This is a genomic window from Haemophilus haemolyticus (assembly GCF_003493605.1).
GTDB lineage: Bacteria > Pseudomonadota > Gammaproteobacteria > Enterobacterales > Pasteurellaceae > Haemophilus > Haemophilus haemolyticus_J.
This window is the reverse complement of the sequence record NZ_QQKA01000004.1, coordinates 13,696-31,760: the sequence shown is the minus strand read 5'-3', so window position 1 is coordinate 31,760 and position 18,065 is coordinate 13,696. Positions and strand designations below refer to the sequence as shown.

Below are 18,065 nucleotides of genomic sequence, written 5' to 3'. Positions count from 1 at the left end.
CTAGTGAGAAAGATAGTGTTTAAATTGTTCGGTTTTTGGATTTTCAAAGCAATCAGCCGATCCCATTTCGACGATTTTACCTTGTTCCATATAGACGACTTTTGTCGCCACTTTTTGCGCCACATTGACTTCGTGGGTCACAATCACTTGCGTAATGCCAGTTTCTTGTAATTCTTTAATAATATCTACAACTTGCGCCGTAATTTCTGGATCTAATGCAGCCGTTGGTTCATCAAATAACAGAACTTGTGGCTTCATCATCAGTGCGCGGGCTATTGCAACACGTTGTTGTTGCCCGCCTGATAAATGTAATGGAAAGCGATCGGCAAGTTGTTCTAAACGTAAACGTTTTAACAATTCCATTGCATCGGTTTTCGCTTCATTTTCACTTACGCCACGTACTTTCATTGGTGCCTCAATTAGGTTTTCAATTACCGTTAAGTGAGGCCAAAGATGATATTGTTGAAATACCATTCCTACATCTTGACGTAGTTGTCTAATTGCTTTTGGATTTGCTATTGCATTGGATAAATTAAAATCATTGTTTGCAATGCTTAATTCGCCAGATTTTGGCACTTCTAACAAATTTAATGTACGAATTAATGTGCTTTTTCCTGCGCCACTTGGGCCCAGTAACACAACGGTATCGCCTTCTTCTGCTTCAAGGTTAATATCAAATAACGCTTGTGATGAACCGTAAAAGAAATTGAGATTTTTAACACGAATAGCCATTTTTCTTCTCTATGCTTTATAAGATGAAAAAATATTACATTTTTATGCATAATTATGCAAGTGGCATAAATAAAAAATCCCAAAAAATTTTGGGATTTAAAAAACTCGCTTGAAATCAACCGCACTTTAAGCTTGTTTTGCCATTTCAAACTCAATTAACATCATTAAAATATGAATGACTTTGATATGGATTTCTTGAATACGATCTGCATAACGGAAATGTGGTACACGGATTTCAACATCTGCTAATCCAGCCATTTTTCCGCCATCTTTGCCTGTCATCGCAATCACTTTCATGCCTTTTGCTTTTGCCGCTTCAATGGCATTTAAGATATTTTTTGAATTGCCTGAAGTCGATAATCCGAATAACACATCGCCTTTTTGACCCACCGCTTCAACATAGCGTGAAAAGACATATTCATAACCAAAATCATTACTTACACAGCTTAAATGACTTACATCTGAAATCGCAATAGCGGGGTAGCCAGGACGATTTTCACGATAACGACCCGTTAATTCTTCTGCAAAATGCATCGCATCACAGTGCGAACCGCCATTACCACAAGAAAGCACTTTGCCTCCTTGTTTGAAGCTATTCGAAATTAATAATGCCGCTTCTTGAATTAATTTAATGTTATTTTCATCAGAAATAAATTTGTTTAACACATCTTGTGCTTCCACAAGTTCTGCTTTTATTTGCTCTAAATACATTGATTGCTCCTTGTTGGGAATAAAATCGCGATGGCATTGTATAGCAGATAAACATTCTCCGCTAGCGTAAATAAAAATTCATCTTTTTCCAATGAAGTAAAGATTTTTTGCGATTTAGATCGTAATAGTGAATTTGCGTGCTTTTAGATTATTCCAGATAAACTTATTCTGAGAAAAATGACCAGCACTAAAATTTACAAAAATATCATGAAATTTTACCGCACTTTGTTACTTTTCTTCGTGAGCTCTTTCGCTTTGGCTAACACAGATTTAATGCTTCTTCATACCTACGATAATCAACCAATAGAAGGTTGGGTAATGTCTGAAAAATTAGATGGCGTACGCGGTTATTGGGATGGAAAGCAATTATTAACCCGACAAGGGCAACGTTTATTACCGCCAGCCTATTTCATTAAGGATTTTCCGCCTTTTGCCATTGATGGTGAATTATTTAGTGAGCGAAATTATTTTGAGGAAATTTCATCAATCACAAAATCTTTTAAAGGCGATGGTTGGGAAAAACTTAAATTGTATGTTTTTGATGTGCCTGATGCAGAAGGCAATTTATTTGATCGCTTAGCTAAATTGAAAGCGTATTTAGTTGAACATCCAACAACTTATATTGAAATTATTGAACAAATTCCAGTGAGAGATAAAGCGCATTTATATGAGTTTCTTAATCAAATCGAATCTTTGAAGGGGGAAGGCGTCGTAGTACGAGATCCTAATGCATCTTATGAACGAAAACGTAGCCATAGAATTTTAAAATTAAAAACGACTCAAGATGAAGAATGTACGGTCATTGCACACCATAAAGGCAAAGGACAATTTGAAAATGTGATGGGTGCTTTAACTTGTAAAAATCATCGGGGAGAATTTAAAATCGGTTCGGGTTTTAATTTAAACGAACGAGAAAATCCCCCTCCGATAGGATCCGTGATTACTTATAAATATCGAGGCATTACGAATAGTGGAAAACCTCGATTTGCAACCTATTGGCGAGAGAAAAAATGAGCCTATTTATCAGTCTGACAAAATGAATTTAATCAATATGGAAACAAGCGATTAATTTGCCATCAGTATGTTGCTCCAAGTGCGGTTGATTTTCACGGCATTTTTCTGTTGCTTTCCAACAACGAGGATTAAATGCACAGCCTTTTGGCGGATTAATCGGGCTTGGCAATTCGCCCGTAAGCTTTATACGTTCACGGCGCAAGTTTGGTGACAAACGTGGCGTTGCTGAAAGTAACGCTTTGGTATACGGATGCTGAGGATTAGAGAAAATTTGCTCTGTCGTTCCTTTTTCAACACAACGACCTAAATACATCACCATCACTTCATCAGCGATATGTTCTACCACAGAAAGATCGTGTGAAATGAACACGTAAGACAAGCCTAATTCATCTTGTAAATCCATCATTAAATTCAGTACTTGTGCACGCACGGACACATCTAATGCAGAAACAGGTTCATCGGCAACGACAACATCAGGTTCTAACATTAAACCACGAGCGATGGCGATACGCTGGCGTTGTCCACCTGAAAACATATGGGGATAACGATCATAAAATTCAGCGCGCAAGCCCACTTTTTCCATCATCGATAAAACTTTTTCTCGACGTTCTTTGGCGGAAAGTTTTGTGTTGATGATCAATGGTTCTTCCAAAATTGAACCAATTTTTTTACGTGGGTTTAATGATGCATAAGGATTTTGGAAAACTATTTGAATTTTTTTACGACGTAGCGCCTTTGTTTCAGGATCATTTTCTAAAAAATTATGCCCTTTGTAATACAGTTCGCCTTCGGTTGGTTGTTCAATCATGGTTAGCAAACGCCCTAGCGTTGATTTTCCACAACCAGATTCCCCCACGACAGCTAAAGTTTTACCTCGTTCAAGCTGAAAAGATACACCATCTAACGCTTTTACTTGCTGTGGTTTTGCAAACAAGCCTTTTTTTACAGGGTAATATTTTTTTAAGCCAATGGCATTTAATAATGGCGCATTTTCTTTTAGTTCATTCGTCATTATTAAGCTCCTTGATATTCAACGGGATTGCCTTGCTCGTTCAGCGGAGTATGGCATTTTACTTTGCGAGAACCGATATGATGCAATTGAGGTTCGACTTGGCGACAGTATTCGGTTGCATAAGGACAGCGAGGATTTAATAAGCAGCCTGTTGGGCGATCGTATTTTCCAGGTACCACACCTTGTAATGACGCTAAGCGAGATTTTCCTTCTGCAAATTCAGGTAATGAACGTAACAAGGCCTGAGTGTAAGGATGTTTTGGCTCGCGGAAAATATCTTTTGCGGTGCCTTCTTCAACGATTTGCCCTGCATACATCACGATAATTCGATCTGCTGCTTCTGCCACAAGTGCCAGATCGTGAGTAATCAAAATTAGGGACATACATTCTTTCTTTTGCAATTCAAGTAAGAGTTCCATAATTTGAGCTTGGATAGTCACGTCCAATGCCGTAGTGGGTTCATCTGCAATTAATAATTTAGGTCTGCAAGCAATTGCCATCGCAATCATCACACGCTGACTCATTCCGCCAGAAAGCTGATGGGGATAAACATCAATCCGAGATTCAGGATCAGGAATACCGACCAATCTTAAAAGCTCTAAAGTGCGGTCTTTTCTCGCCTTTTTTGTGCCGCCTTCATGAGTTTTTAACGCTTCCATAATTTGGAAACCCACAGTATAAGCTGGATTCAAGCTTGTCATCGGATCTTGGAAAATCATTGCTACATCAGCACCAATAAGCTGGCGTTTAGCTTTACTTTCTAAAGTGAGTAAATCAGTATTTTCAAATTGCAAGGATTCTGCCGATACACGTCCGGGATGATCAATTAATCCCATAATAGCGAGCGAACTCACTGATTTACCTGAGCCTGATTCTCCAACGATGCCGAGCACTTCACCTTGTGCGACTTGATAGCTGATGCGATCCACTGCTTTAAATGGCGTTTTTTTATCGCCAAAGTGAACAGAAAGTTCTTTTACGTCTAATAATGCCATTCTGTTTTCCTATTGTTTGAGTTTTGGATCAAGGGCATCACGCAAGCCATCACCCATTAAGTTGAAAGCTAATACCAAAGATAAAATCACTAAGCCGGGAATTGTAACCAACCAGTTTGCCGCTTGCATAAAACCGCGTGCTTCGGAAAGCATTGTGCCAAGTTCTGGTGTTGGCGGTTTTGCACCAATGCCTAAGAAACCAAGTGTCGCGAGTTCTAAGATCGCATTAGAAATGCCCATCGTCATTTGCACAATCAAAGGGGCTAGACAGTTTGGTAAAATCACAATAAACATGAGGCGTAAAATACCTGCGCCAGCGACTTTAGAGGAGGTGACATAATCACGATTTTTTTCATTCATTACTGCCGCTCGCGTTAAACGCACATAGCTAGGAATCGATACCACAGCGATCGCTAAAGTGGCATTGGCGAGTGATGGCTCTAAAATAGAGACGACAACAATTGTTAAAAGCAAGTTTGGAATCGCGAGCATAATATCAATTAGGCGAATGATGATTGTATCTAGCACGCCGCCATAATAACCAGAAATTAAGCCAAGGCTGGTACCAAAGGCGCAAGATAGTAATACAATGACAAATCCCGCAAAGACAGAAATTCGCGTTCCGTAAATGATGCGAGAAAGGATATCTCGCCCAATATCATCTGTTCCGAGTAGATAGGCAGGATTGCCGCCTTCATACCACGCGGGAGGCAGTAAAAGTGCGGTACGATTTTGTTCTGTTGGATCAAAAGGCGCAATATAAGGCGCGAAAATGCTGATTAAGGCAACAATCACAATAAAGGTTAAACCGATTAGCGCGCCTCGGTTTTGTTTGAAGTAAAACCAAAATTCTTGTAAGGGCGTTTTCGGCGCGAAAGTTGAAGGCGTGTCAGACATAATTTCTCCTACAATTAATGACGGATACGCGGATTGACCACGCCGTAAAGTAAATCAACAGTTAAATTCACCACAATAATAATTGTCGCAATAATCAGTACAGAACCCTGTAATACTGGATAATCGCGCGCTTGAATAGCATCAATAATCCATTTCCCAATTCCCGGCCAAGAGAAAATGGTTTCTGTGAGAACTGCACCAGAAAGCAATTGACCTACAATTAATCCCACCACAGTGACAACAGGAATTAACGCATTACGCAATGCGTGAACAATAACAATTCGAGTATAGCTTAAACCTTTTGCTTTTGCCGTCCGAATGTAATCTTCGCCTAATACTTCCAGCATCGCAGATCGTGTCATACGCGTAATAATGGCGAGAGGAACTGTGCCTAAGACTATGGCAGGAAGAATTAAGGATTTCACTGCATTTTCAAAAGCACCAGAAACACCTGAAAGCCAGCTATCAATAAGCATAAATCCTGTTGGTGTATCGATCCAAAATTCATTATCTAAACGACCACCTTGCGGTAAACCGAGTTGTGGTGAAACATATAAAATTAAAATCAATCCCCACCAGAAAATTGGCATAGAATAACCAGTGAGCGATGCGGCTGTAACGGTGTGAGAAATCCAACTGTCTTTTTTTACTGCGGCAATTGTGCCTAAAATCACCCCGCCTAATAACGACCAAAATAATGCAAAAAATGCTAATTCGGCGGTGGCAGGAAAAAGTGTAAAAAATTCAGTAAGGACAGGTTGTTGAGTGCGGAACGATGCACCGAAATCCCCTTGAATTACATTGCCAATGTAGTGGAAATATTGCTGATAAAGAGGTAAATCTAAACCCAATTGGTGCATCATTTGTTGATGTACTTCTGCCGTTAAGCCACGTTCTCCCATCATAATTTCCACAGGATCGCCAGGAATAAAATGCACAAGGGCAAAGGTAATAAAAGTAATGGCAATAAAAGTAGGGATTACCATTAAGATTCGTTTGAATACAAATTTAAACATTCCATCACTCGTAGATAATAAAAGTGCGGTAAAAATTCACCGCACTTTTCAAAGAAATTAATCGGTAAAAAATATAATACTCTTGGATTCTACCGTACTTTTTCCAATTTTGCCAAATGAGCAATCAACCATTTAATGCCTTGTGCTTGGAATGCTATTTGTAAGCGTGTGTTATTTTCAGATCCTTCCACATTAATGACTGTGCCAAAACCGAATTTTTCATGTTTGACTTTTTGACCCATTTTCCATTCATTTTCGACCGCACTTGTATTCGACAATGAACCGACTTTGGCTAGATTCATTGCGCGCGTGACAGTTCCTCGTAAACGAATTTCTTGGATACATTCTCTCGGTAATTCCGCAATAAAGCGTGATGGTAAATGGCGTTCTTCTTTGGCATATAATCGACGGCTTTCCGCATAAGAGATGGTTAGTTTTTTCTTCGCGCGAGTAATACCAACATAAGCTAAACGACGTTCTTCTTCTAAACGTCCAGGTTCTTCAAAAGAACGGAAACTTGGGAATAAACCTTCTTCTACGCCAACCATAAATACACGAGGAAATTCTAAGCCTTTAGCGGAGTGTAATGTCATCATTTCTACACAAGATTGATGCGGCGAGGCTTGTTCTTCACCAGCTTCTAAAGAGGCGTGAGTTAAAAAGGCAGTGAGTTCGGTCATTTCTTCTGCATCATCAGGTTTGATAAATTCACGGGTTGCACTGACTAACTCTTCCAAGTTTTCAATACGCACTTCGCCTTTTTCGCCTTTTTCTTGTTGATACATTTCATATAAACCCGAATGTTTAATCACAAAATCGGTTTGTGCGAAAAGTGGCATTTCTGCAGTATCAAGTTGTAGTGAATTAATTAATTCCTGGAAACGTAATAATGCTGTTGAGGCTCGCCCAGCCAACATATTTTCTTGTGTTGCGACTTGTACTGCTTGCCATAAGGTAATTTGGCGTTCCCGTGTTAAGTTACGCAATATATCTAAAGTGCGGTCGCCAATGCCACGGGTGGGCGTATTAATGACACGCTCAAAAGCCGCATCATCTTGACGATTATTAATCAAACGAAGATAGGCTAGGGCATCTTTAATTTCTTGTCGTTCAAAGAAACGCATACCGCCATAAATACGATATGGAATTTGACAACGAATTAAGGCTTCTTCAATAACCCGTGATTGGCTATTACTACGATAAAGTACAGCACAATCATCAAGTTTTCCGCCATGTTCTACCCAATCCTGAATTTGTGAAGCGACAAATTTTGCTTCGTCCAATTCATTAAAGGCGGCATAGATGCCCACAGGATCGCCTTTTTCGCCCTCTGTCCATAAATTTTTACCAAGACGATCACTATTGTTTGCAATCAATTCATTTGCACTGTTTAGAATATTGGCTGTAGAACGATAATTTTGTTCAAGACGAATTGTTTCGGCGTTGAAATCTTTCAAGAATTTTTGAATATTTTCAATTTGTGCGCCACGCCAACCGTATATAGATTGATCATCATCGCCCACAATCATTACTTTGCCTGTTTTTCCAGCAAGAATTTTGATCCATTTATATTGAATTTTATTGGTGTCTTGAAATTCATCCACCAAAATATGCTGAAAACGTTGTTGATAACGTTGCAAAATTAATGGTTTTTTCTCAAATAATTCATAGGCTCGAATTAATAATTCAGCAAAATCAACCAATCCTGCGCGATCGCAAGTGTCTTGATAGATCTGATAAATTTTAATCCATTCACGTTCTTGACGATCATTAAAATCTTCAATGTCGTTTGGTCGCAAGCCTTCATCTTTTTTGTTATTGATGTACCAACAAGCCTGTTTAGGCGGAAAAGCTTTTTCATCAAAATTATGTAATTTTAATAACCGTTTAATTAAACGAAGTTGATCTTCTGAATCCAGAATTTGGAAATCTTGTGGTAATCCTACATCTAAATGATGGGCTCGTAATAAACGATGGGCAATGCTGTGAAAGGTGCCAATCCACATACCAAATAATTGATGTTGTGCGTGTTTGGCAAGGGTAGCTTGAATACGATGACGCATTTCTGCTGCTGCTTTATTGGTAAACGTCACAGCCATAATGCTGCCCTCAGAAATATTTTCTACCGCAATTAACCAAGCGATACGGTGCGTCAATACACGCGTTTTACCAGAGCCTGCACCAGCTAGCACTAAGTGATTACCTAGAGGAGCAGCTACGGCTTCGCGTTGTTTATCGTTAAGTCCGTCAAGTAATTCAGAAATATCCATGATGAAATTTTTATCTGTTCAAATTTACAGGAATTATAAGTCTAATTTTTTTATATCACAATCAAGAAAATCATAAACTTATCCGACTTTACAAAAATAGTATTACAACTTATATTGATTCGCGGTTAGTCGGGGTGCGGACATCGCTGAGAAAATACCCGTGAACCTGAAACAGTTAGCACTGGCGTAGGAAACTAATCTCTCCTCCTTAAAGGGCTGACTTACTTTTTTCTGTATTCATATAAGTAAGGATGCATCATGAAACTCTCTTTTTCTTTAAAAAATTCTTTTAAATTGACCGCACTTTCCAGCGTGCTTGGTTGCGGCTTATTAGGATTAAGTTTATCAACCTCTGCTCAAGCAGAAGGTAAATTAGTACTGTATTGCAGCGTCCAAAACACGACTTGTGAAAAAGTCGCTCACGCTTTTAGCAAAAAATATAATGTGGACACTCAGTTTGTGCGTAATAGCACAGGGACTGTATTAGGCAAAATCAAAGCCGAAAAAGAAAATCCACAAGCAGATGTGTGGTATGGTGGTACATTGGAACCGCACTTTCAAGCTCGAGATGCTGGTTTGTTAGAAACTTATCGTTCGCCTCTACAAAAAGAAATTATGCCTCAATTCAAAAAGCTAACGGAACAACGTGGCGATACCACATCGATTATTTATCTTATGGAACTTGGCATTGGGATGAATGAAAAACTGCTAGCTGAAAAAAATATCGCGAAGCCTCAATGTTATGCTGATTTATTAAAACCAGAATTTAAAGGGTTAATTCAATATCCAGATCCTCGAGTATCGGGCACAGGCTACACCATTCTTACAACTTTAATTGAAATTATGGGCGAAGATAAAGCCTTTGCTTATTTGAAAGAACTTGACAAAAACATTGCACAATACACGAAAACTGGATTAGCAACGGCTAATATTTCTACTGGTGCTGCCGCAGTTGATATTGGTTTTATGCATACTTATGTGCGTGAAAAGGATAAAGGCGCACCGGTTATTGGTGCTTTACCTTGCGAAGGCACAGGCTATACGTTAGGGGCGGTCAGTATCATTAAAAATGGACGCAATTTAGAGAATGCTAAACGCTTTGTGGATTTTGTGCTTTCTGCTGAAGCTCAAGAAATTCCTTGGCGTGAGGCGGATTCTTACCAACTGCCAACAAATATTCATGCCAAAGCACATCCACATCTTTCAGAGCCGGCAAAACTTAAATTACTTGATATTGATTTCATCAAATTTGGTTCGGATCAAGAGGCGAAACGATTAATAGAACGCTGGGTTGAAAATGTGAAGGAAAGAAAAGAGTAATTAATGCTAGCCTGATAAAAGTGCGGTGAAAATTCACCGCACTTTGCTTTCCCCCTTGAAATCTTTCTTTTTATTCTTATATCTGTGACGTTCAATTTTTATCTTTATGAAGGAAAAAAATTATGTCACAAAATCAAGAAACTCGTGGCTTCCAATCTGAAGTCAAACAACTCCTCCAATTAATGATTCATTCTTTGTATTCCAACAAAGAGATTTTTTTACGTGAATTAATTTCTAATGCCTCTGATGCGGCAGATAAATTACGCTTTAAAGCACTTTCCAACCCAGCTTTATATGAAGGCGATGGCGACTTGCGTGTGCGTGTTAGCTTTGATGCGGATAAAGGAACGATCACGATTAGTGATAACGGCATTGGTATGACTCGCGAGCAAGTCATTGATCATTTGGGTACGATTGCAAAATCAGGAACAAAAGAATTTTTAACCGCACTTGGCCAAGATCAAGCAAAAAACAGCCAGCTTATTGGGCAGTTTGGTGTGGGTTTTTATTCAGCTTTTATTGTGGCAGATAAAGTGACTGTAAAAACTAGAGCAGCTGGCGAAGAGGCGGATAAAGCGGTGCTTTGGGAATCTGCTGGTGAAGGCGAATATTCTGTGGCGGATATTGAGAAAAAATCCCGTGGCACAGATGTGATTTTACATTTACGCGAAGATGAGAAAGAATTTTTAAACGAATGGCGTTTACGTGAAATTATCGGTAAATATTCTGACCATATTGGCTTGCCAGTGGAAATGCTAACGAAAGAATACGATGATGAAGGCAAAGAGTGCGGTGAAAAATGGGAGAAAATTAATAAATCCGATGCACTTTGGACGCGTTCTAAAAATGATGTTTCTGATGAGGAATACAAAGAGTTTTATAAATACTTAAGCCATGATTTCTCAGATCCTGTGACTTGGGCGCATAACAAAGTTGAAGGAAATCAAGCATATACTAGTTTGCTTTATGTGCCAGCTAAAGCACCTTGGGATTTATTTAATCGCGAACATAAACACGGCTTAAAACTTTATGTTCAACGCGTATTTATTATGGATGATGCGGAGCAATTTATGCCGAATTATCTCCGTTTTATGCGTGGTTTAATCGATAGCAATGACTTGCCATTAAATGTGTCTCGTGAAATTTTGCAAGATAACAAAATTACGGCTGCATTACGCAAAGCATTAACTAAGCGTTCATTACAAATGCTAGAAAAATTAGCAAAAGATGATGCAGAAAAATATCTTCAATTCTGGAAAGAGTTTGGTTTAGTCTTGAAAGAAGGCCCTGCAGAAGATTTTGCTAACAAAGAAACCGTCGCCAAGTTATTGCGTTTTACTTCGACACATAATGATAGCAGCGAGCAAACTGTGTCTTTAGAAGATTACATCTCGCGTATGAAAGAGGGGCAAAAAGCTATCTATTACATTACAGCAGATAGTTATGTTGCAGCGAAAAATAGTCCGCACTTGGAATTGTTCAATAAAAAAGGCATTGAGGTTTTACTGCTTTCCGATCGCATTGATGAATGGATGTTAAGCTATTTAACTGAATTCGACGGTAAACCGTTACAAAGTATCACGAAAGCCGATTTGGATTTAGGCGATTTAGCAGATAAAGAATCTGAAACACAAAAACAACAAGATGAAGCCTTTGGTAGTTTTATTGAGCGTGTGAAAAACTTGCTTGGCGAACGTGTGAAAACGGTGCGTTTAACTCACAATTTAACGGATACACCAGCGGTAGTTTCTACAGATAATGATCAAATGACGACCCAAATGGCGAAATTGTTTGCCGCCGCAGGGCAACCTGTACCAGAAGTAAAATATACTTTTGAACTTAATCCAGAACACCATTTAGTGAAAAAAGTAGCGGATATTGCCGATGAAACAGAATTTGCTGATTGGGTGGAATTATTACTTGAACAAGCTATGTTAGCAGAGCGTGGATCTTTGGAAAATCCAGCTGTGTTTATTAAACGTATCAATAAGTTGTTAGGTTAATTCATTTGAGATGAAGTAGTATAAGGGTTAAAATCCTCAATCTGATTAGATTGAGGATTTTTCTTTTTAGGTGAAATATGATTACAGTTTACGGCATTAAAAATTGCGATACAGTGAAGAAAGCCTTGAAATGGCTGGCGGATCACAATATTGAACACAAACTTCACGACTACCGTGTTGATGGTTTAGATTCGAATTTTTTAGTCCAAGCAGAAGCTAAATTTGGTTGGGATGTGTTGGTAAATAAACGCAGTACAACTTGGCGTAATTTGGATGAGCAAGTTAAAAATTCTCTTGATAAAACCACCGCACTTTCCGTGTTGGCTGAGAATCCAACTTTAATTAAACGTCCAATTATTTTACAAGATGGAAAGGCATTAATTGGATTTAATGAAAAGGAATATCAGGCTGCTTTTGCTTAAAGTGCGGTTATTTTTTAGGAGTTTTTATGAGAGAAAAAGTGGTTTTGTTGGCGCAAGATTTAATTCGTCGCCCGTCTATTAGCCCTAATGATGAAGGCTGTCAGAAAATTATTGCCGAACGTTTAGAAAAATTAGGTTTTCAAATTGAATTGATGCCTTTTAATGATACGTTGAATTTATGGGCAAAACATGGAACGGGTGAGCCAGTTATTGCTTTTGTAGGTCATACGGATGTTGTGCCTACAGGTGATGAAAATCAGTGGTCGTCTCCGCCGTTTTCTGCTGAGATTATTGATGGCATGCTTTATGGTCGTGGTGCGGCGGATATGAAAGGATCTCTTGCTGCAATGATTGTGGCGGCTGAAGAATATGTAAAAGCAAATCCTGATCATAAAGGCACAATTGCATTATTGATTACGTCTGATGAAGAGGCCGCCGCAAAAGATGGCACTGTGCGTGTGGTTGAGACTTTAATGGCGCGTGATGAAACAATTACTTATTGTATGGTTGGTGAGCCATCGAGTGCTAAAAACTTAGGCGATGTCGTCAAAAATGGTCGCCGTGGCTCAATTACAGGAAACCTTTATATTCAGGGGATTCAAGGACATGTGGCATATCCGCATTTAGCTGAAAATCCGATCCATAAAGCAGCCCCATTTTTGCAAGAATTAACAACTTACCAATGGGATGAAGGCAATGAGTTTTTCCCTCCAACAAGCCTACAAATTGCTAATATTCATGCGGGCACAGGAAGTAATAATGTGATTCCAGGCGAGTTATATATTCAGTTCAATTTGCGTTATTGCACAGAAGTCACGGATGAAATCATTAAGCAAAAAGTAGCTGAAATGCTAGAAAGACATAATTTGAAATATCGTATTGAATGGAATTTATCAGGTAAACCGTTTTTAACAAAACCGGGTAAATTATTAGATTCGATAACTAGCGCTATTGAGGAAACCACAGGCATAACGCCAAAGGCTGAAACGGGTGGTGGCACGTCAGACGGTCGTTTTATTGCATTGATGGGCGCTGAAGTAGTGGAATTTGGTCCACTTAACGCAACAATTCATAAAGTCAACGAATGTGTCAGCGTAGAAGAACTTGGCAAGTGCGGTGAAATTTATCACAAAATGTTAGTGAATTTATTGGATAGCTAAAATGAAATTAACGCCAGAAATGCTTACAGGAAAGTCCCGTGAGCATTTAGTCAATTTACCCGCAACTCATTCATCAAATCATTTTTTGCAAACACAAGCTGTGCAAGCATTTCAAGGATTGCAACAAAGTGCGGCAAAAAATGGCTTTAATTTACAGCCAGCGAGTAGTTTTCGTGATTTTGAACGCCAACAGCTTATTTGGAATAGCAAATTTAAGGGCGAGCGAAAAGTCCATGATGACGAAGGAAAAGCATTAGAATTGAGCCAATTAGAGGACTGGCAAAAATGTCAGGCGATTTTACGTTGGTCTGCATTGCCGGGTGCTAGCCGTCATCATTGGGGAACGGAAGTGGATATTTTCGATCCTGATCTTTTACCACAAGGTCAATCTTTACAACTGGAGCCTTGGGAATATGAAAAAGGCGGCTATTTCTTTGAATTGAGTGAATTTCTTACCGAAAATTTACCGCACTTTGATTTTGCTTTGCCTTTTATGAATATGCAGTCTAATAAAAAAGTGGGGCGGGAGCCTTGGCATATCAGTTATTTGCCGTTAGCTGAATTAGCAAGCCAGCAATTTTCTCCAGACATTTTGAAACAGGCGTGGAAAGGGGAAAATATTTTAGGCGCAGACTGTTTAATATCAAATCTTGAACAAATTTTTTCTGAATATATTGTTTAAAAATAAAGCCTTATCGTGAAGATAAGGCTTTATTCTTAGGCGTAAAAAAGCCCTTTTCCATGCAAATAAATTGGCAGCTCATCGCCAATCGATAAATCGGGGGAAATGATGTTCTCAATCCATATTGCGTATCCATTAATTTCAATTTGAATAGCGGTAATTTTCCCTTTAAATTCAATTTGTTTTACTTTCCCTTTGAAAAGTGCGGTTGGATTTTCCGATGTTTTAAACAGGCTAAATTGTTCTGGACGAAGCAAAATCTTACCTTGTTTCAGTGAGATTGATTTGTTTTTTACAGGAATATTACCTAATTGGCATTGAACTGTGTTTTCATCAATCAGATTCGCTGATAGCACGATGTTGTCACCAATAAAACTTGCGGTTTCAATATGATTAGGCGACCAATAAAGTGTACGAGGCGTGTCGATTTGTAAAATTTTTCCTTGTTGGATAACAGCGATTTTATCCGCATAACGTAATGCTTCATCACGATCATGGGTGACGAAAATCGCTGATGCACCACTTTGACGTAGTGCTTTTAGCATATCATGACGAATTTGCTGGCGAAGATGTTCATCTAAGGCACTAAAAGGTTCGTCTAATAAAATCAGTTCTGGATTTGGCGCTAGCGCTCGAGCAAGAGCCACACGTTGTTGTTGTCCGCCTGAGAGTTGGTGAGGAAAACGTTCCGCTAGTTCACTAATTCCAGTGAGTTGCATTGCTTGCTCAATTCGCATTTTCTCTTCATCTGTTTTCCCTTTGCCATTCCCTAATCCGTAAGCAATGTTGCGATAGACAGTTAAGTGAGGGAAAAGCACACCTTCTTGCACCACATAACCGAGATGGCGTTGTTGCGTTGGTAGATTGCAATTCTTGCCAAAAATTAACCGCTCTTTTAGCCAAATTTCGCCCGTATTAGGTTGTTCAAATCCTGCGATCGCTCGCAATAACGTTGTTTTTCCACAACCAGAAGCACCAAGCAAAAAGAGGATTTCACCTCGTTGCAAGGTAAAGGAAATATCGTGAAGAACTTGCTGTTCATTAAAAAATTTATTAAGATTTTTAACAGTTAATAACGGATTATTTATCATTTTATTTGAATGCATATTTTTTCAATAAAAACACAGGAATCCCTGAAAAGAGAACGAGCATTAGGGCATAAGGCGTTGCCGCAGCGTATTGCGCATCACTGGTATATTCCCAAACGGCAATAGAAAGGGTTTTGATGTCGTTTGGCGTGAGCAAAAGCGTTGCAGTAAGCTCTTTCATTAAATTCAAAAATACTAGAGAGAATGCCGCCGCAATGCCTGGTAGCATTGCAGGTAATGTTAAAGTTCGGAAAATATAGAATGGGCTTCGTCCTAGGCTTTGTCCGACTTTCTCAATATTATCAGAAAGTTGCTCAAGTGAGGCTCTAAGTGTGGTTTGTGCCATTGGTAAATAGAGCATAAAGTAAGCCACGATGATAACTAAAAAGGTTTGATATAAGCTGTTAGCATAGTTGATCGTAAAGTAGATCAGCGATAATGCGATAACTAAGCCGGGTACAGCGTGTAATAGGTAAGGTAATCGATCGATCCAAACGGTTAATTTGCTACGATAGCGTACAGCTGCCCAAACCAATGGCAAAGCACAAACTACGGTAAGCAATGCGCCTAAGCCTGAAATAATAAATGAATTGCTGAATGCCGATAAAAATTCTGAAAAATCACCCGCACTTTCGAGTGAAGTTCCCACAATAAGCCAGTAAATTAACATAATCACCGGCACGCCAATGCTTAAGATGAATATGCTAGAGAAAAATCCGAAGGTTAAACATTGTTTGCCAAAAGAAAGCGTTTTTACTGGATAAGGACGAGTAACGCCTTTGCCGCTGTTGTAAAGCGTTTGTTTACCGCGGAAAAATGTTTCTCCCAGCACAATAATGCTACAAATTGCCATTAATACAGCTGAAAGTAGTGCTGCGGTGCTGTTATTAAAAGACATTTCATATTCTTGGAAAATAGCAGTGGTGAATGTTTGGTAATTCAAAATAGAAACCGCCCCGAAGTCCACGAGCATATGTAATGCTATCAGCAATAAGCTACTACCGATTGCTGGTTTTAATTGCGGAAAAATAGCGTGCCAAAAGGTGTAAGTTTGGCTTTTTCCTAATGAAAGGCTTACTTCTTCAAGGGAGCGATCTAGTCGTTTAAGCGTAGCTGAAATTGGCAAGTAAGCGAGTGGGAAAGAGCTTAATGTCATGATGCCAATTGTTCCCCAAAAACCTTCTACTCGAAAGGTGAAGCTGATCCAAGTAAAACAGCTCACAAAGGCTGGAATACAAAGTGGCAAACTCATCGCCACTTCAAAAAATGATTTGCCGAAAAAACGATAGCGTTCAAGTAAAAATGCACAAAGCGTACCGAGAAAAATGGATCCAATAGTTACGCAGACCATGAGAAGCATTGTGTTGCTCAGTAATTCCGCCATTCTCGGGCGAATAAGAAGCTCAAGGCTACGATCTAATCCGACTTCAATCGCACGGAAAAGAATATATAGAAATGGTAATAAGAGCGGTAAACCAATAAGTAAAATAATGATGGTGAGCCAAAGTGGGGGCGTTCGGGTCAAAAGATAGTCCTTTATATGTGGCAACTGTATCTCCACTTTGGGTGAAAATACAGTTGCGACGTTAGCGGGCTTATTTTAAACCAGCTTCTTCAATTAATTTATTTGCTTGTTCTTTGTCTTGAGCAGTAGTTGCTGAAACGACAGGTGCTTGCAATTTAGCATAAGGTTCCATATTGAATGGAGAAGTCACATCTGTACGTAATGGATATTCTGCACGTACAGCAACTAAGGCTTCTTGACCTTTTTTGCTTGCTAAGAAGTCCACGAATTTTTTCGCTTCTTCTTTATTTTTAGATGATTTTAAGATTGCAGCACCAGAGTAAGTGACTAACGCACCAGGGTCTTTATGACGAATAAAGTACAAGCGAGTTTTTAAGTTTTCTGCGCCTTTTTCTTTTGCTAATGCATACCAGTAGTAGTTATTAATTAAGGCTGCAGGCACTTCGCCATTTTCAACAGCTTGCAATGCAACACTGTTCTTCGCGTAAAGTTTACCATTTTCTTTTAAGCCTTTTAACCAATTAAGCGCAACTTTCTCGCCTTTTAGTTTAACAATGGCCACAACTTGTTCTAAGAATGCACCAGAGGTTGGTACATAACCGATTTTATCTTTCCATTTTGGTGTCGCGTAATCAAGCACTGATTTTTCCATATCTTTTTCAGATAGTTTAGTGTGATCATAAACCACAACACGAGAACGACCACTTAATGCAATCCAATCTTTTTTAGGTGCAACTGGTACACCTTGGTGAGAGGTTTGTTTGATTGTATTGGCTGAAAGTGGCTCTAATAAACCCGCTTCAGAAAGTGCGGCAAATGGAGATGTTTGTTCTGAATAGAATACATCGGCTGGGCTTTTATCGCCTTCTTCTTTAAGTTGACCAGCTAACTGTTCGCTTTTAGCACTATTTAAAGTGACTTTGATGCCGGTTTCTTGCGTAAATGCATCAGCTACGGCTTTTGCAGCTTCTTTATGTTGGCCGTTGTAAACGGTAATGTCGGCAAAGCTACTTGCTGAGAATGTAAGTGCAGCAGCAAGTGTCGCAATTTTGAAAGATTTGAATGTCATTGAAAACTCCTTGTTTTATGAGAATGAATGTTTTAATTAAGTCTGAATGACCTTTATTCTATTTCTAAATTCATTCAAATGCAAATAATTCTCAATTTTTATTTATGGCAAAACAAAAGGAGAGCTGTTAGCTCTCCTTCAATATATTG

The 18,065-nt window shown here is 39.0% G+C and carries 16 protein-coding genes and 1 riboswitch; of the genes, 6 read left to right on the top strand and 10 right to left on the bottom strand.

The genetic code is table 11. From position 1 onward, the window contains the following. Both artP and lpcA read right to left on the bottom strand, forming a co-directional pair. The gene (artP, locus tag DV424_RS04210) at window positions 1–732 is read right to left on the bottom strand and encodes an arginine ABC transporter ATP-binding protein ArtP (RefSeq protein WP_118775151.1); all 732 of its coding nucleotides are present in this window, start codon (window positions 730–732) and stop codon (window positions 1–3) included. Between the two features lie 126 nt (window positions 733–858). Continuing rightward, window positions 859–1,443, bottom strand: coding sequence for a D-sedoheptulose 7-phosphate isomerase (gene lpcA, locus DV424_RS04205; protein WP_114891743.1), 585 nt, complete (start codon window positions 1,441–1,443; stop codon window positions 859–861). Window positions 1,444–1,650: 207 nt separating this feature from the next. Between lpcA and DV424_RS04200 the strand changes: the two genes are divergently transcribed. Next, window positions 1,651–2,457 (top strand): DNA ligase, encoded by an 807-nt coding sequence (locus DV424_RS04200; RefSeq protein WP_118859236.1) that lies wholly within the window; start codon window positions 1,651–1,653, stop codon window positions 2,455–2,457. 28 nt (window positions 2,458–2,485) lie between these two features. Here the strand turns inward: DV424_RS04200 and DV424_RS04195 are convergent, their stop codons facing one another. From DV424_RS04195 to uvrD, 5 genes are all read right to left on the bottom strand, one after another. Continuing rightward, entirely contained in the window at window positions 2,486–3,469 is a 984-nt protein-coding gene (locus DV424_RS04195) for a peptide ABC transporter ATP-binding protein (protein ID WP_118775150.1), read from the bottom strand. A gap of 2 nt (window positions 3,470–3,471) precedes the next feature. Next, on the bottom strand, window positions 3,472–4,464 hold the full coding sequence (dppD, locus tag DV424_RS04190) for a dipeptide ABC transporter ATP-binding protein (RefSeq protein ID WP_118782102.1): 993 nt from the start codon (window positions 4,462–4,464) through the stop codon (window positions 3,472–3,474). 9 nt (window positions 4,465–4,473) lie between these two features. After that, window positions 4,474–5,361, bottom strand: coding sequence for an ABC transporter permease subunit (locus DV424_RS04185; protein WP_118775149.1), 888 nt, complete (start codon window positions 5,359–5,361; stop codon window positions 4,474–4,476). A 14-nt stretch (window positions 5,362–5,375) separates the two neighbouring features. Next, window positions 5,376–6,377 (bottom strand): ABC transporter permease subunit, encoded by a 1,002-nt coding sequence (locus DV424_RS04180; protein ID WP_192880649.1) that lies wholly within the window; start codon window positions 6,375–6,377, stop codon window positions 5,376–5,378. 89 nt (window positions 6,378–6,466) lie between these two features. Further along, window positions 6,467–8,647 carry a DNA helicase II gene (gene uvrD, locus DV424_RS04175; protein ID WP_192880648.1) on the bottom strand — a complete coding sequence of 727 codons (2,181 nt, stop codon included), beginning with the start codon at window positions 8,645–8,647 and terminating at the stop codon, window positions 6,467–6,469. 120 nt (window positions 8,648–8,767) lie between these two features. Next, a riboswitch (TPP riboswitch) is annotated at window positions 8,768–8,857 on the top strand. Between the two features lie 48 nt (window positions 8,858–8,905). Here uvrD and DV424_RS04170 point away from each other — a divergent pair. From DV424_RS04170 to DV424_RS04150, 5 genes are all read left to right on the top strand, one after another. Next, complete coding sequence (locus tag DV424_RS04170) at window positions 8,906–9,967, top strand: ABC transporter substrate-binding protein (protein WP_118859178.1); 1,062 nt, start codon at window positions 8,906–8,908, stop codon at window positions 9,965–9,967. 122 nt (window positions 9,968–10,089) lie between these two features. Beyond that, complete coding sequence (htpG, locus tag DV424_RS04165; RefSeq protein ID WP_118859177.1) at window positions 10,090–11,970, top strand: molecular chaperone HtpG; 1,881 nt, start codon at window positions 10,090–10,092, stop codon at window positions 11,968–11,970. Window positions 11,971–12,047: 77 nt separating this feature from the next. Next, window positions 12,048–12,392 (top strand): ArsC family reductase, encoded by a 345-nt coding sequence (locus tag DV424_RS04160; protein WP_118800901.1) that lies wholly within the window; start codon window positions 12,048–12,050, stop codon window positions 12,390–12,392. 26 nt (window positions 12,393–12,418) lie between these two features. Beyond that, window positions 12,419–13,552 carry a succinyl-diaminopimelate desuccinylase gene (gene dapE, locus DV424_RS04155; RefSeq protein WP_118859176.1) on the top strand — a complete coding sequence of 378 codons (1,134 nt, stop codon included), beginning with the start codon at window positions 12,419–12,421 and terminating at the stop codon, window positions 13,550–13,552. Between the two features lies 1 nt (window position 13,553). Next, on the top strand, window positions 13,554–14,234 hold the full coding sequence (locus DV424_RS04150) for a M15 family metallopeptidase (RefSeq protein ID WP_118859175.1): 681 nt from the start codon (window positions 13,554–13,556) through the stop codon (window positions 14,232–14,234). A gap of 35 nt (window positions 14,235–14,269) precedes the next feature. On the opposite strand, the gene fbpC is transcribed toward DV424_RS04150, so the two are convergent. The 3 genes from fbpC to DV424_RS04135 form a co-directional block, all read right to left on the bottom strand. Next, window positions 14,270–15,340 (bottom strand): Fe(3+) ABC transporter ATP-binding protein FbpC, encoded by a 1,071-nt coding sequence (gene fbpC, locus DV424_RS04145; protein ID WP_192880647.1) that lies wholly within the window; start codon window positions 15,338–15,340, stop codon window positions 14,270–14,272. Next, window positions 15,327–16,847: an ABC transporter permease gene (locus tag DV424_RS04140; protein WP_118859174.1), complete on the bottom strand. Its 1,521-nt coding sequence runs from the start codon at window positions 16,845–16,847 to the stop codon at window positions 15,327–15,329. The genes fbpC and DV424_RS04140 overlap by 14 nt, the downstream gene beginning before the upstream one ends. A gap of 70 nt (window positions 16,848–16,917) precedes the next feature. Continuing rightward, window positions 16,918–17,916 (bottom strand): iron ABC transporter substrate-binding protein, encoded by a 999-nt coding sequence (locus tag DV424_RS04135; RefSeq protein ID WP_005643670.1) that lies wholly within the window; start codon window positions 17,914–17,916, stop codon window positions 16,918–16,920. Window positions 17,917–18,065 lie beyond the last annotated feature (149 nt).

Coding starts and splice junctions, on each gene's coding strand:
- artP (WP_118775151.1), bottom strand. CDS start 732: ATGGCTATTCGTGTTAAAAATCTCAATTTCTTTTACGGTTCATCACAA.
- lpcA (WP_114891743.1), bottom strand. CDS start 1,443: ATGTATTTAGAGCAAATAAAAGCAGAACTTGTGGAAGCACAAGATGTG.
- DV424_RS04200 (WP_118859236.1), top strand. CDS start 1,651: ATGAAATTTTACCGCACTTTGTTACTTTTCTTCGTGAGCTCTTTCGCT.
- DV424_RS04195 (WP_118775150.1), bottom strand. CDS start 3,469: ATGACGAATGAACTAAAAGAAAATGCGCCATTATTAAATGCCATTGGC.
- dppD (WP_118782102.1), bottom strand. CDS start 4,464: ATGGCATTATTAGACGTAAAAGAACTTTCTGTTCACTTTGGCGATAAA.
- DV424_RS04185 (WP_118775149.1), bottom strand. CDS start 5,361: ATGTCTGACACGCCTTCAACTTTCGCGCCGAAAACGCCCTTACAAGAA.
- DV424_RS04180 (WP_192880649.1), bottom strand. CDS start 6,377: ATGTTTAAATTTGTATTCAAACGAATCTTAATGGTAATCCCTACTTTT.
- uvrD (WP_192880648.1), bottom strand. CDS start 8,647: ATGGATATTTCTGAATTACTTGACGGACTTAACGATAAACAACGCGAA.
- DV424_RS04170 (WP_118859178.1), top strand. CDS start 8,906: ATGAAACTCTCTTTTTCTTTAAAAAATTCTTTTAAATTGACCGCACTT.
- htpG (WP_118859177.1), top strand. CDS start 10,090: ATGTCACAAAATCAAGAAACTCGTGGCTTCCAATCTGAAGTCAAACAA.
- DV424_RS04160 (WP_118800901.1), top strand. CDS start 12,048: ATGATTACAGTTTACGGCATTAAAAATTGCGATACAGTGAAGAAAGCC.
- dapE (WP_118859176.1), top strand. CDS start 12,419: ATGAGAGAAAAAGTGGTTTTGTTGGCGCAAGATTTAATTCGTCGCCCG.
- DV424_RS04150 (WP_118859175.1), top strand. CDS start 13,554: ATGAAATTAACGCCAGAAATGCTTACAGGAAAGTCCCGTGAGCATTTA.
- fbpC (WP_192880647.1), bottom strand. CDS start 15,340: ATGCATTCAAATAAAATGATAAATAATCCGTTATTAACTGTTAAAAAT.
- DV424_RS04135 (WP_005643670.1), bottom strand. CDS start 17,916: ATGACATTCAAATCTTTCAAAATTGCGACACTTGCTGCTGCACTTACA.